At 67.4% G+C, this 12,831-nt stretch carries 16 protein-coding genes; 2 read left to right on the forward strand and 14 right to left on the reverse strand.

Features of this window, described 5'->3' with window-relative positions; genetic code table 11:
• Positions 1 to 185: 185 nt before the first annotated feature.
• Entirely contained in the window at positions 186 to 425 is a 240-nt protein-coding gene (locus HUW10_RS09330; protein WP_236656315.1) for a hypothetical protein, read from the forward strand.
• A gap of 171 nt (positions 426 to 596) precedes the next feature.
• Here HUW10_RS09330 and HUW10_RS09335 read toward each other — a convergent pair whose 3' ends face one another.
• The 5 genes from HUW10_RS09335 to HUW10_RS09355 form a co-directional block, all read right to left on the reverse strand.
• Entirely contained in the window at positions 597 to 1,022 is a 426-nt protein-coding gene (locus tag HUW10_RS09335) for a GFA family protein (protein ID WP_174503245.1), read from the reverse strand.
• A 100-nt stretch (positions 1,023 to 1,122) separates the two neighbouring features.
• Entirely contained in the window at positions 1,123 to 1,515 is a 393-nt protein-coding gene (locus HUW10_RS09340) for a helix-turn-helix domain-containing protein (RefSeq protein WP_174503246.1), read from the reverse strand.
• Positions 1,516 to 1,525: 10 nt separating this feature from the next.
• Positions 1,526 to 2,077 carry a Smr/MutS family protein gene (locus HUW10_RS09345; protein WP_174503247.1) on the reverse strand — a complete coding sequence of 184 codons (552 nt, stop codon included), beginning with the start codon at positions 2,075 to 2,077 and terminating at the stop codon, positions 1,526 to 1,528.
• On the reverse strand, positions 2,061 to 2,765 hold the full coding sequence (locus HUW10_RS09350) for a lactate utilization protein (RefSeq protein ID WP_174503248.1): 705 nt from the start codon (positions 2,763 to 2,765) through the stop codon (positions 2,061 to 2,063). Before HUW10_RS09350 ends, HUW10_RS09345 begins: the two co-directional genes overlap by 17 nt.
• Positions 2,762 to 4,183, reverse strand: coding sequence for a lactate utilization protein B (locus HUW10_RS09355; RefSeq protein WP_174503249.1), 1,422 nt, complete (start codon positions 4,181 to 4,183; stop codon positions 2,762 to 2,764). The genes HUW10_RS09350 and HUW10_RS09355 overlap by 4 nt, the downstream gene beginning before the upstream one ends.
• A 349-nt stretch (positions 4,184 to 4,532) precedes the next feature.
• Between HUW10_RS09355 and HUW10_RS09360 the strand changes: the two genes are divergently transcribed.
• A complete protein-coding gene (locus tag HUW10_RS09360; RefSeq protein WP_174503250.1) occupies positions 4,533 to 5,552 on the forward strand; it encodes a lytic transglycosylase domain-containing protein in 1,020 nt (339 codons plus the stop codon).
• Between the two features lie 171 nt (positions 5,553 to 5,723).
• Here the strand turns inward: HUW10_RS09360 and tolB are convergent, their stop codons facing one another.
• The 9 genes from tolB to HUW10_RS09405 are packed head-to-tail and all read right to left on the reverse strand — an operon-like array spanning position 5,724 to position 12,783.
• Positions 5,724 to 7,133: a Tol-Pal system beta propeller repeat protein TolB gene (gene tolB / locus HUW10_RS09365; protein WP_174503251.1), complete on the reverse strand. Its 1,410-nt coding sequence runs from the start codon at positions 7,131 to 7,133 to the stop codon at positions 5,724 to 5,726.
• A gap of 31 nt (positions 7,134 to 7,164) precedes the next feature.
• Positions 7,165 to 8,127, reverse strand: coding sequence for a hypothetical protein (locus tag HUW10_RS09370; RefSeq protein ID WP_201712605.1), 963 nt, complete (start codon positions 8,125 to 8,127; stop codon positions 7,165 to 7,167).
• 52 nt (positions 8,128 to 8,179) lie between these two features.
• Entirely contained in the window at positions 8,180 to 8,623 is a 444-nt protein-coding gene (gene tolR / locus HUW10_RS09375; protein WP_174503252.1) for a protein TolR, read from the reverse strand.
• A gap of 1 nt (position 8,624) precedes the next feature.
• Positions 8,625 to 9,341: a protein TolQ gene (gene tolQ / locus HUW10_RS09380; RefSeq protein ID WP_174503253.1), complete on the reverse strand. Its 717-nt coding sequence runs from the start codon at positions 9,339 to 9,341 to the stop codon at positions 8,625 to 8,627.
• Between the two features lie 2 nt (positions 9,342 to 9,343).
• Positions 9,344 to 9,844 carry a tol-pal system-associated acyl-CoA thioesterase gene (gene ybgC, locus HUW10_RS09385; protein ID WP_174503254.1) on the reverse strand — a complete coding sequence of 167 codons (501 nt, stop codon included), beginning with the start codon at positions 9,842 to 9,844 and terminating at the stop codon, positions 9,344 to 9,346.
• A complete protein-coding gene (ruvB, locus tag HUW10_RS09390) occupies positions 9,841 to 10,884 on the reverse strand; it encodes a Holliday junction branch migration DNA helicase RuvB (protein WP_174503255.1) in 1,044 nt (347 codons plus the stop codon). The genes ybgC and ruvB overlap by 4 nt, the downstream gene beginning before the upstream one ends.
• On the reverse strand, positions 10,881 to 11,495 hold the full coding sequence (ruvA, locus tag HUW10_RS09395) for a Holliday junction branch migration protein RuvA (RefSeq protein ID WP_174503256.1): 615 nt from the start codon (positions 11,493 to 11,495) through the stop codon (positions 10,881 to 10,883). Before ruvA ends, ruvB begins: the two co-directional genes overlap by 4 nt.
• Entirely contained in the window at positions 11,492 to 11,995 is a 504-nt protein-coding gene (gene ruvC, locus HUW10_RS09400) for a crossover junction endodeoxyribonuclease RuvC (RefSeq protein ID WP_174503257.1), read from the reverse strand. Before ruvC ends, ruvA begins: the two co-directional genes overlap by 4 nt.
• Positions 11,996 to 12,033: 38 nt before the next feature.
• Positions 12,034 to 12,783, reverse strand: coding sequence for a YebC/PmpR family DNA-binding transcriptional regulator (locus HUW10_RS09405; RefSeq protein WP_174503258.1), 750 nt, complete (start codon positions 12,781 to 12,783; stop codon positions 12,034 to 12,036).
• Between the last annotated feature and the right edge of the window lie 48 nt (positions 12,784 to 12,831).

Genomic DNA, 12,831 nt, shown 5'->3' on the forward strand with positions numbered 1-12,831 from the left:
GTGCTCTATCATATTGATAAGTCGAGCATCTTTATCCGATCCGCATGGATCTGAACGTGCTCAGAGGCGGCGATGTCATCCGATTGCAAAATGTTCATCACGTTTTGAGCAGCCGCTGCTTGCCTGCCGGCGGCTCAAGCGCCAACATCTGATCCATGGGACATCATCAAGGCCCGACCATCGACATGACCGTTTCGGGAGATTTTCGCGATCTGCCGACACGCAAGCCGTCGCTCGTGGCCATCGCGGCGCGTCTCCTGATGTTCGGGAGCGCGCTTGGCTTTGTCGCAATGCTGTTCTGGCTCGCGGTATTCACCCTGCCGGTGCTGCTGCTGGCGGGAGCTGCCATCTATCTCTACGCCAGGTTCGCACCGAACCGCGGCGCGGGGCCGGCAGGGCCGGCGATCCGCATCTTCCGTTTCTGACGCGAGAGCATTCCGAGCCGGCCAGAGCATCATACGATCAGGTGGTGTCATCTGATCGGATAAAGATGCTCTATTTATCAATATGATGGAACACTTTCCGATCCGGAAGGACCGGAAAGTGTTCCAGACGTTTCCATCTGACCGGGGAATGCCCCCGCGCCGGCCGCGCGCCTATTCGGCGATCAGCGTTCCCGAGCCGCCGAATTCCGCCGGGAAATCGGCGAATTTCGGCAGTCCGTCACGAATGCGCAGGACCGTTTCGCTGTAATTCACATGCAGGCCGGGCTTGTGATCGAGTGTGGGGATCGTCGCCGAAAACACGTCGACCAGCCCGAGAGGCGGGTGATTGGCCATGATATGGCCGCCGCACAGACGGCAGAACTTGCGCTCGCTCATCGGCGTCTTGGCATAGGTGGCGATGTGTTCCTCGCCCTTGGTCACCTTGACCGCCTCGGGTTTCCACAGGCTGAAGGCGTTCACCGGGCCGCCGGACCACGAACGGCAGGAGCGGCAATGGCAGATGCCCATGCCTTCCGGCTCGCCGCTCGCTTCGATTTCGACGGCGCCGCAGAAACAGGCACCCTTATGGGTCGTCATGTCTGGAAGTCTCCTCGTTTCATCTTGTAGACGCGGCATCGTGCCGCAGCGGGTGGCGTTCGGCAAGTATCGCAGCCCGTGAGACAGCGCCCCTGGCGGCTTACTCGCCCACCCTGTCGTCTTCGGCGGAAGGCGGTGCGGGGGTTTCGCGCAGCAGCGCATCGATCGCTGCAACCGTGTGATCCGGCAGGTGCCGCAGCTGGCGGGCGAAGCGGTTGGCCAGCGCGGTTTGCGCGGGGGACAGCCCGCCGGTGTGCAGGCTGATGCGCGGGCGGGAATCGCGGGCGAGATCGGCCAGTTCGTGCGCCTCGTCCCAGATCAGGCTGAACCGTTCGCAAATCTGGTGGATCAGCCCTGGCGAGGGCGCGCCTCGCCTGCCGTGCTCAAGCGCGGAAAGATAGGCCGCCGAGACGCCGATGCCCTCGGCCATCTCGCGTAGGGTCATCCCGCGCTGGGCCCGCAAGGCGCGCAGCCGCGCGCCGAAGGGGGTCACGCGCCAAGCCTCACGGGCGGCTCCGCCGTAGCAGCACAAGCAGCGCCCCCTGGTTGGCGGCATGCGGATGGCACACCGCGAGGATGTGCGCCCGCAGCGCGCCGTCATTGAGCCAGAACGGCACCTCACGCCGCAATACCCCTTCGCCGCCAGTCCGCCGCCCATGGCCCGTCACGATCTCGACGCAGCGCATCCCGCGCGATACCGCACCGCCAATGAGGGCACTGACCGCGACATGTGCCGTCGCCGTGGTCATGCCATGAAGGTCGAGCGTCCGTTCCGGCGCGATCCTCCCGGCCCGGAATTTTGCCCAGGTGGCGCGGTCGAGCCCCGGTGGCGCCACGCCGATCGCCACCGCCGGGCGACGCTGCGGCGCAGCCGGCGGAGGCGCTGGCGCCGGTGCCGCCGCAGGCGCCGTCCCGGTCTCGGGCCGCGCGCTGGCGGGCTTGTCGGCCGACGGCGGTTCAGGCACCCGCACGCCGCGCAACGGGCGGACGTGGCGCAGATAGCGCGTCCAGACCTCGAGATCGGCGGCCGGGAGGGGTTTAGCCCTGCGCGCCATCTCCGCCTGCGCCGCCGAGCAGCACGATGTGCAGCCGCCGCGGGCCATGCGCGCCGAGTTCGAGCGTGCGCTCGATATCGGCCGAGCGCGACGGGCCGGTGACCAGCATCACGTTGCGCGGCATCCCGCCAGCCTGGCGCAGCCGGTCGAACGCGTCTTCATATGGCCCGACCACGTCGGAGTCCTGCAGCACGACGATTTCGGTATCCGGCAGCAGGTTGAGCGTGGTCGGCGAGCGCTGGCCGGAGGGCAGCATCAGCGTGCCGGTTTCGGCGATCGCCGCGAAGCCGCGCTGCACCGAGACCATGTCGCTCGGCTGCCCGCGGCCGAAGCGATGGGCGAGCAGCGGCGCGTCGTTCCAGTTCGCCGCCTCCAGATCCGGGTGCGGGGCGATCACCAGTTCTGCCGGCAGGTTCTGCTCGCGCAGGTAGCCCGCGATATGGGCGGGCAGGTCCGCCGCGTCGGCCAGGCGCTGGACGGTCGCGTATTCGCGCGTCGCATTGGCAATGAACAGCTCGATGAGCGCATCATGGTCGAGCGCGACGCGGGCGGGGATGGTGTGGCGCGGATGGGCGTCGAGCCGGGTGCGGAGCATCGCCGCCTGGTCGGCCGGCAGCGCGCCGCGCCCGAGGCCGCGCCGGATCGTGCCGAGAATCGCCGCGCGCTGGGCCTGGTTGTCCTGTTTCATCGGCTGCGCTGCTCCCGTGCATAGCGTGCGAAGAAGGTTTCGCCCTCGGGGGCGGGCATGTCGCGCGCGGCGGTCCAGGCGCCGGCCAGCGGCAGCCAGCCGAAGCGGCCGCGCTTGCGGCCCATGACCCCGAGTCCCCACGCCGCAATGCGCGACACGCTGCGGTAAAGCCCGGGGCGCCGGGCGACGAACCCCCAGCCGCGAATGCCGTAGCGCGTGGTCGCCGGGGCGAGATGCCGCTCGAAGGCCCGCTCGCGCCAGTGACGCATCATGCCGGTGAGCGGAATCTTCATCGGGCAGACGCTTTCGCACTTGCCGCAGAAGGTCGAGGCGGTCGGCAGCAGATGCGCCTGCTCGGCGCCGAAGATGGCCGGGGTCAGCACGCTGCCCATCGGGCCGGAATACATCGAGCCATAGGCGTGGCCGCCCACGGTGAGATAGACCGGGCAATGGTTCATGCAGGCCGAGCAGCGGATGCAGCGCAGCATGTCCTGGAACTCGGTGCCGACCATGTTCGAGCGGCCATTATCGAGCAGGATGACGTGATATTCCTCCGGTCCGTCAGGGTCGCCGGGGCGTTTCGCGCCGGTCGAGAACGTCGTGTAGACCGAGAATTCCTGCCCGGTCGCCGAGCGCGCCAGAACCCGCAGCAGCGAGACGGTGTCCTCCAGGGTGGGCACGATTTTCTCGAGGCTGGCGAGCACGATATGCACGCGCGGCAGGGTTTGCGTGAGGTCGCCATTGCCCTCGTTGGTGACGATCACCGAACTGCCGGTTTCCGCGATCAGGAAATTGGCGCCGGTGATGCCGACATCGGCGGCGATGAACTGCTCGCGCAGCACCGCGCGGGCTTCGGCCTGGATGTCGCGTTTCTCGTGAAACACCCGGTCGGCCGGCAGGTGGGTATGGGCGGCGCGGAAGCTGGCTTCCCAATCCTCGCGGTTGAGATGGAAGGCCGGACCGATGATGTGGCTCGGCGCTTCGCCCCGGATCTGCAGGATGTATTCGCCAAGATCGGTCTCGACCGGGCGGACGCCGTTTTCCGCGAGGTGCTCGTTCAGCCCGATCTCTTCGGAGATCATCGACTTGCCCTTGGTGACGGTCTTCGCCCCCACCCGGCGGCAGATGTCGAGCACGGCGCTCCGCGCATCCTCGGCGGTGCGGCACCAGTGCACCTGCCCGCCATGAGCCTCGACCTGCTCGGTGTAGCGCTCGAGGTAGAAATCGAGATGGGCGAGCGTGTGATTCTTGATGCCCTTCGCGGTTTCACGCAGGGTCTCGAACTCCGGCAGCCGGGCGACCGCGGCCGCGCGGGTCTGGGCGAAGGGCTTGCGGGCGCGGTCGAGCGCCTTCTGCAGCCCGGCGTCCTGCATCGCGCGGCGGGAATTTTCCTTGAAATCAGGGCTGGTATTCAGCATCGGGAACTCCTTCACGCACGAGTGTAGTGAATGGCCGCGCCGAAGTGAACGGCCCCCATCGCCACCATAATTTCTTGATGGATCAAAAAAAATGGCGGCACTTGCGTGCCGCCAAGTTTAGGGAGGAAACGTCCAAGAAAGCAAACAGAGCGAATGTTCGCCGTGTTGCTGAAAACCGATATAGCGCCGCGGTGGGGGCCACGCAAGAACTTTTTTGCAGTGCAGCATCGCAAAAGGCGCGACATTTGCAGAAGCGGTCGCAGCATATGACGCGATCGCCGCAGCGGTGATCGCCGCTTGGGGGTTTGGCGCGACCCGCTCGGGACAGACGCTGTCAAGGCGTAAGCCGATGCGCGAAACTAACCTGAAATTAATTCACTTGCGCGATACTGGCGGCATGTTGAGGCACTTCGCCATCATTCCGATCGCTGCGATTTTCGTCACCCTGGCCGGCGCCGGGGAGGCGCGCGCGCTGCCGAGCGGCGTTGCACCGGATGGCGGTGCGGCGATCGACCCGGCGCTGCTGTGCCAGGCGGCCGTCATCATGGCGGAATCCGACAAACACACGCCGGCCGGCCTGCTCCGCGCGATCGGGACGGTGGAGAGCGGCCGCCCCGACCGGGTGACCGGGCAACTCGCGCCCTGGCCCTGGACGATCGATGCCAATGGCAGCGGCCACATGTATCAGACCGAGGCCGAGGCGATCGCGGCGGCGCAATCCTTCCTCCAGCAAGGTATCACCTCGCTGGATATCGGCTGCATGCAGGTCAATATCAGGGAGCATCCGCACGCCTTCGCCAGCCTTGCACAGGCCTTCGATCCGATGTCGAACGTCTTTTATGCGGCGGGTTTCCTGACCCGGCTGAAATTGCAGACGGGAAACTGGGAGCAGGCCATCGCGGCCTATCATTCCGCAACCCCGTCCCTTGGCGCGCCCTACGCCAATCAGGTGCTGGCCCGCTGGCAAGGGCAGGGCGGCGGGCAGACCGGCGGACAAACTGGCCTGCCGCTGGTGCAGACCGCAATGACCCAACCTCTGCCGATGGCGGCAAAATCGGCTGCTGCCCCGCATGTATGGGGCCCCGCAAACCCGCCCGCGCCGCCGGTGACCACCGCCGCGGGTGCGGCCAAGGGAGCTGTGACGCACGGCAAACCGAGCCCGGGCGGGATCAATGTGCGGCATTTCGCTCCGGGATCATTCGCCTTCGCGCCGCTGCACGGCACCGCCTCCATCCTGCCATTGCAGAACCAGCCCGCCGGGGCGGGGCCGCATGTAAACGTGCCGGGAAATATGGGCGGCGGAATGGCCGGCCGATCCCTCGCCGCCTACCGGCGGATGCCGATCCCGATCACCGGTGCGCCCTCCTGAGGCGCGCCTCTTGCTTGAGTGGCGCCGATCTTTCTTCCGCTGCCCACACGGAAGACGCCCTAGAGCATCATCCGATCCGGATGGATCGGAACGTGCTCTAGACCGGGCGGGTACCTGACCGGAGCCACAGGAGCATGAGGCAGGTGCCTCACGCCCCGCGGCGGGAGCGGGTCAGGATAGCAATGGTCCCCAGGACGGGTCTTCGGCATTGGTCGGGGTCGGCGTGATCCGCTCGTTGAACCCGTCGACGCCGATGGTCACCAGATGCGAGACATTGCCGATCCTGAGCGGCCTCTGGCGATAGAACATGATGACCCGCCCGTTCGGGCAGAAGGTTGCGGATTCCTCGAGATATCCCTGCGAAAGCAGGCGTTCGCCCGAGCCATCCGGCTTCATCACGCCAATCCCGAACCCGCCCGAATCAAGCCGCGTGAAGGCGATCATGTCGCCCCGCGGCGACCAGACCGGCTCCGCATAACGCGCATGGCCGTAGGAGATCCGCTGGATATTCGAGCCATCGGCGTTCATCACGAAGAGCTGCTGGTCGCCAGGGCCGTCGCGATCGGAGTTGAACACGATCTTGGTGCCATCCGGGCTGTAGCACGGGGTGACGTTGATCGAATTCCCATCGGTCAGCGGCGTCATCCTGCGGCTGCCAAGATCGTATTTCACGATCATCGTCCCGCCGCCTTTCGAGACGGAGAACAGCAGGGCCGAACCGTCGGGGCTGAACCGCGGGCCGAAGCTCATCTCGCCGAACGAGCCGATATTGGTGCGCGCCCCGGACTGCAGGTCGAACAGATAGACCTGGGGCTGGCCGTTCTCGAAACTGGCGAAGGCGATCTGCTGGCGCGACGGGTTGAACTGCGGCGACAGCGCCATGTTCCGGCCCGATGTCAGGAACCGCACATTGGCGCCGTCGTAATCCATCACGGCCATGCGGCGGACCGGATTGGTCGGCCGGCCGGCGACCGAGATGAAAGCAACGCGGGTGTCGAAATAGCCCTTCTCGCCGATCATCTGCTGGTAGATGTCGTCGGCGATGATGTGGGCGATGCGGCGCCAGTTGTTGGTCGCGGTGGTGTAGGCGGTGCCCTGGAGCTGCTTCTGCTGGGAAATGCCCCACAGCCGGTATTCGACGCGGATCTGCCCGCCGCCCTGGTTCGTCACCTGTCCGGTGACAAGGGCCTGGGCACCGAGAATGCTCCAGTTGTTCCAGACCGGAATGCTGTTGACCACCGAATTCGGCACGAAGCTCGCCTGGTCGATCGCGCGGAACAGGCCGCAATGGTCGAGATCCGACGTGACGATCTGGGCAATCTGCGCGCCGAGATCGGAGGTATTGCCGCTGGCATCGGTGAAAGAGGGCAGCGCGATCGGGATCGGCGCATTGTGCGCGCCGGAGACGTTGATCGCATCGCCGGGGCCGTTAGAGGCACTCTGCGCCCGGGCGAAGTGCGGCAGCACGAGGCCCGCGGCGCCGGCGCCCATCAGGAGGCGGCGCGAAAGCGGCTTCAGGCGTTCGATCGTGGTTTCCGGAAGGCGTGGGTGAGCGGTTGGCTGCGGACGGCGGATCGTCATGAAGGACCTCTATCCTGAAACGCTTTGAATGCTAGGGCGTGAACCTGAAAATGAATGTGTGGACCGAGCCGAGCATATAGGACGGCAGCGGCAGCTTGGCACATTGATAGTTCTTAACCGCGTCCACCGCCCGGTTGGCGAAGGCTGCGAACAGCGGATCGCCCAGCTTGCCCTGGTCCTGCGGCGCAACCTGCGCCTCGCGGACGATGCCGGACGCATCGGTCACGACCTGGAGCAGAACGCTGAACTTCCGCACGCCCGGCGCCCCGGCGTCGATCCCCCAGCAGGGGCGGACCGTGTTGGCGATGGCGTTGCGCTGCGACGCCGACAGGCCGGAATTGGCCGTGCTCATCTTCGAGCCGCCGCCATGCGGCGCACCGCCCTGTTCGGGGTTGTAGCGGGCGGTCGGCGGGGTTTTCTGCTTCTGCAGTGACCGCAGCTTCGCCAGCGTGTTCAGCACCGACTGGCTCATCGGCACCGGGGTCTTCACCGTGTGCTTCTGGCTGGTCGGGCTTTTTTCCGCCGGCGCGGGCGGTGTCTTTTTCGGCGGCAGCGGCAATTTCTTCGCCGGCTTCTGCGGAGTCGGCTTGTGCGGCCGCTGCGGCGGCGGCGGCGGTGGCGTGGGAATCGGCGTCGGCGCCGGTGTGGGCGGCGGCGGCGGCGGCGGCGGGGATGGCGGCTGCGGCAGTTTGGGCGTGTTGTGCGGTGCCGGCGGCGGCGGGGGCGGGGGCGGGGGCGGCGCCACTTTCGGCTGCGGGGTCGGCTTCTGCACTGTGAGATGCGCCTTGTGCACGGTCCTGGTCTTGGCCGGGGCGGCGACCTTGCCCTTGTGCAGGGCCTGCTGCGGCGCCGCGTTGCCGACCAGCGTCACGTCAACGGCTTCCGCCGCCGGCGCGTCGAGCTTTTCCCGCGGCAGAACGGCAACGAGCAGCAGCACGATCGCCAGATGGACGATTGCCGAGACGATCGCTCCCCGCCGAAGCTCTGGTTCCATGGGTCGGTCCCGCCTCAATCGATGCGCGCGCCGGATGCCGGGTTTACCGGGATCAGCGTTTTGCCGCGGTCGGCTGCTGGGCAAGCAGGGCGACCTTGTTGAACCCGCCATTGGTGATCGTCGCCATGACCTTCAGCATGGTGCCGTAGGGCACCGCCGTGTCGCCGCGCACGAAGATGCGGCGGTCGGTATTGTGCTTGGCGATCTGCTGCAGGGTGGCGACCAGATTGTCGAGCGGGACCGCGGAATTCTGCAGGTAGACGCTGCCATCGGCCTTGACGGTGATGGTGATCGGCGTCGCGTCGGAATTCACCGGCTTCGCGTTCGCGTGCGGCAGGTTGACGGTGACGCCGGAGGTGATCAGCGGCGCGGTCACCATGAAGATGATCAGCAGCACCAGCATCACGTCGACCATCGGCGTGACGTTGATCTCCGACATCGGCCGGTAGCGGCCGCGGCGGCTGCCGGATTTGCGCTCGATCACGCCCCCGGCCATCTCAGGCGCGCTCCTCGGCCTGACGCGACAGGATCGCGCTGAATTCGGCAGCAAAGGCATCGAGCCGGCTGGCGATTCGCGTCAGGTCGGTCGAGAGCTTGTTGTAGGCGAGAACCGCCGGCACCGCGGCGACGAGGCCCATGGCGGTGGCGAACAGCGCCTCGGCAATGCCCGGCGCCACCACTGCGAGATTTGTGTTGTGCATCGCGGCGATCGCCGAGAACGAGTGCATGATGCCCCAGACCGTGCCGAACAGGCCGACGAACGTGCCGACCGAGCCGATCGAGGCGAGGAAGATCATGTTCCGCTCGAGACGCTCCATCTCGCGCATGGTGGTGACGTCCATCGCCCGGTCGATGCGGGCGGAAACGCTGGAGCGCGCGATATCCGCGCCGGCGATCCGGCTGGAGCGGCGCCATTCGCCCATCGCGGCGCCGAAGACGGCGGCGATGGGATGATCGGGCTCAGCCCCTTCCTGGTCGTAGAGCTCGTCGAGGCTGCGACCGGACCAGAACTTGTCCTCGAACGCATCGGCAGCGCGGTTGATCTTGCGGATCGTCAGCGACTTCTCGATGATGATGGCCCAGACCCACACGCTGGCGGCCAGCAGCAGGATGATGACCACCTGCACGACAAATCCCGCATGCAGGAACATGCCCAGCAGCGACAGATCTGAGCCAGGCGTCGCGAGCCCGGTCGTGTTCACAGCCTGATCCACCTTCAGTCCCCTTCCACGGCCCTCTGGCCGTCACCTGTTTCGCCGCCCGGCACGCCCGCCTCGTGCATCCGCATCAGGGCGGCGCGCATGTCCGCCGGCAAGCGAACCGCCCGCCCCCCTGCCCTGTCCACGCAGGCAAGAAGGAGGCCGATCCGCACCAGCGTCTCGTCGCCACGCCGGATCGTCTGGTCGAGCATGACGGTTGCGGCAGAGACCTGCCGCACCCGTGTTGCCACCGTGATCAGGTCGTCGAGCCGCGCCGGCCGCTCATAGTCGATTTCCGCATGCCGCACCACAAACATACGGTCGTGGACTGCTACCATTTCCGCGTGTGGCACCCCCAGCGAACGCAGAGCTTCGGACCGCGCCCGCTCGGCATAGCGGAGGTAATTGGCGTGATAGACGATGCCGCCCGCATCGGTATCCTCGAAATAGATCCGCACGCCGAGACGGTGCTCGCCGCCATGCAGCGCGTTTTCCAGCATGTTCGCGGTCTCGTTCATGGCTCGAACGGCAGGTCCGCCTGCCCGGGGGCGGCGGCGGGCGGCAGCAGGCCGAGATGCGCCCAGGCCTCGCGTCCCAGCATCCGGCCGCGCGGGGTACGGATGACGAAACCTTCCTGGATCAAATAGGGTTCGATCACGTCCTCGAGCGTATCGCGCGGCTCGGAAAGGGCCGCGGCCAGGGTCTCGATGCCGACCGGCCCGCCATTGTGATGCTCGGCGATGCGCCGGAGATAGCGACGGTCCATCGCATCGAGTCCGCGAAGGTCGACATCGAGCCGCGTCAGCGCCGCGTCGGCCGCTGCACGGTCCACCGTCGCCGTGCCCGCGACGGCGGCGAAATCGCGTACCCGCCGCGTCAGCCGGCCGGCGATCCGCGGCGTACCGCGCGAGCGGCGGGCGATTTCCGCCGCGCCATCCGCCGTGATGTCCATCTCCAGCAAAGCGGCGGCGCGGGTGACGATCAGGCGCAGCTCCTCGGGCGTGTAGAACACGAGCCGCAACGGGATGCCGAACCGGTCGCGCAGCGGATTGGCGAGCAGGCCCGAACGCGTGGTCGCGCCGATCAGGGTGAAGCGCGGCAGATCGATCCGGACCGACCGCGCGCCCGGCCCCTCGCCGATGATCAGGTCGAGCACGAAATCCTCCATCGCGGGATAGAGAACCTCCTCGATCGAGGGCTGCAGGCGGTGAATCTCGTCGATGAACAGAACGTCCCTCGGTTGCAGGTTGGTCAATATGGCGGCGAGATCGCCCGATTTCTGGATGATCGGCCCCGAGGTCGCCCGGAAACCCACCCCCATCTCGCGGGCGATGATCTGCGCCAGCGTGGTTTTGCCCAGCCCCGGCGGGCCGTGCAGCAGCACGTGGTCGAGCGATTCGCCCCGGCCGCGCGCCGCGGCGATGAATATCGCAAGATTTTCTCGGCTCGCTTTCTGCCCGGTGAATTCCGCGAGAGTTTGCGGCCGCAGGGCGGCTTCCGGCCCGTCCTCGGCATCGCGCGCGCCGGAGAGCAGCGCCCTGTCCTCGCCCCCGCTCATCGGGCGAGCCGCCGCAACCCGCCGCGGATCAGCGCATCCAGCGATGCGTCATCGCCGGCCTCGGCCACGACTGCGGCCAGCGCGGCCTCCGCCTCGGCGCGGCGATAGCCGAGATTGACCAGGGCGGACAGCGCGTCGGCCAGCTTGCCCTGCGGCTGGGCGATCGGCGGGGCCGCTCCTGTCGGGACGAAGGTGGAGCCGGTCGGCATCGCGGCGATCCGCTCGCGCAGCTCCGAAATCAGCCTTGCGGCGAGCTTCGGGCCGACGCCGGGGGCGCGGGTGATGGCGCCACGGTCGCTGGCAGCGATGGCGCTGGCGAGCTGGTCCGGCGGAAGCGCCGAAAGCAGGTTGAGCGCCACTTTCGCGCCCACGCCCTGGATCGTGGTGAGCAGGCGGAACCAGTCGCGCTCGGCGGCATCGATGAAGCCGAACAGGGTGATCGCATCCTCGCGGACCTGGGTTTCGACGAGCAGCGTCGCGCGGGCGGGCGGCGCCGGCAGGCCGGAGAGGCTGCGCGCGGAGCAGAGCACCACGTAGCCGACGCCGTTCACATCGATCAGGCAGCGCCCGTCCTCGATCTGCTCGGCGGTGCCGCAGAGCCGCCCGATCATGCCGCCGGCACCCGGCTGGCGGTGGCGAGATGATGCGCATGGCAGATGGCGACGGCGAGCGCATCCGCCGCATCGGCGCGGGTGATCGCCGCACCGGGCAACAGACGGCGCACCATCAGGGCGACCTGGTCCTTTTCGGCGGCCCCGGTGCCGACCACGGCGCGCTTCACCGTCTTGGCGCCATATTCCGCAACCGCGATGCCCGCCCGCGCCGGGGCGAGCAGGGCAACACCGCGGGCATAGCCGAGCTTGAGCGTCGCGGTCGCGTTGCGGTTGACATAGGTTTCCTCGACCGCCGCATGGTCCGGCGCATAGGTCGCGAGCAGCTTGGCGAGGGCGGCGTCCAGCGTGTGCAGCCGCTCGGCCACCGCCGCCGCGCCATCGGTCGCGATGACCCCGTCAGTGACGTGCCGCAGCCGGTTGCCATCGACATCGATGATGCCGAAGCCGGTGAAGCGAAGGCCGGGATCGATCCCGATGATGCGCGCGCGAATCGGCATATCCACAGTATATATAGGATTTGGCGTTCCCCGTCCGGTCAGGCGGACAGCGTCTGCATCACCTCGTCGGGAATTTCGAAATTGGCGTAGACGTTCTGCACGTCATCGCTCTCCTCGAGCGCGTCGATCAGCTTCATCACGCTGCGGGCCGCATCCTCGTCGAGCGGCGTGGTGGTGGTCGGCCGCCAGTCGAGCTTCGCGGCTTCGGGCTCGCCGAATTTCTGCTCCACCGCATCGCGCACGGCGAAGAAACTTTCCACCGCGCAGATGATTTCGTGGGCCTCATCGGTGCTCTGCACGTCGTCCGCCCCGGCCTCGATCGCGGCCTCGAGCATGTCGTCCGCGCTCGCCGCGGCGGCGGGATAGCGGATCAGGCCGATGCGGTCGAACATGAAGGCGACGGAATTGGTCTCGCCCAGCGCGCCGCCATGTTTCGAGAAGGCTGCCCGCACGTCGGAGGCCGTGCGGTTGCGGTTGTCGGTCAGCGCCTCGACGATGATCGCGATGCCGGACGGGCCATAGCCCTCGTAGCGCACCTCGGCATAATCGTCGCCGCCAGTGCCGCCGGCCGCCTTCTTGATCGCCCGCTCGATCGTGTCGCGCGGCATGTTCGCCTGACGGGCGGCGGCACACGCCGCGCGCAGCCGCGGATTCGCTGCGGGGTCGGGCAGGCCGGTTCTGGCCGATACCGTGATCTCGCGGATCAGCTTGGCGAACTGCCGGGCGCGCCGCGCATCCTGCGCGCCCTTGCGGTGCATGATGTTCTTGAATTGCGAATGTCCGGCCATCAGAAAATCCATGATTCAGCGTCGAAGCGCGCGGGGGCGCGCTCCGGG

The sequence above is a fragment of the Acidiphilium sp. C61 genome, from assembly GCF_905116885.1.
Lineage (GTDB): Bacteria > Pseudomonadota > Alphaproteobacteria > Acetobacterales > Acetobacteraceae > Acidiphilium.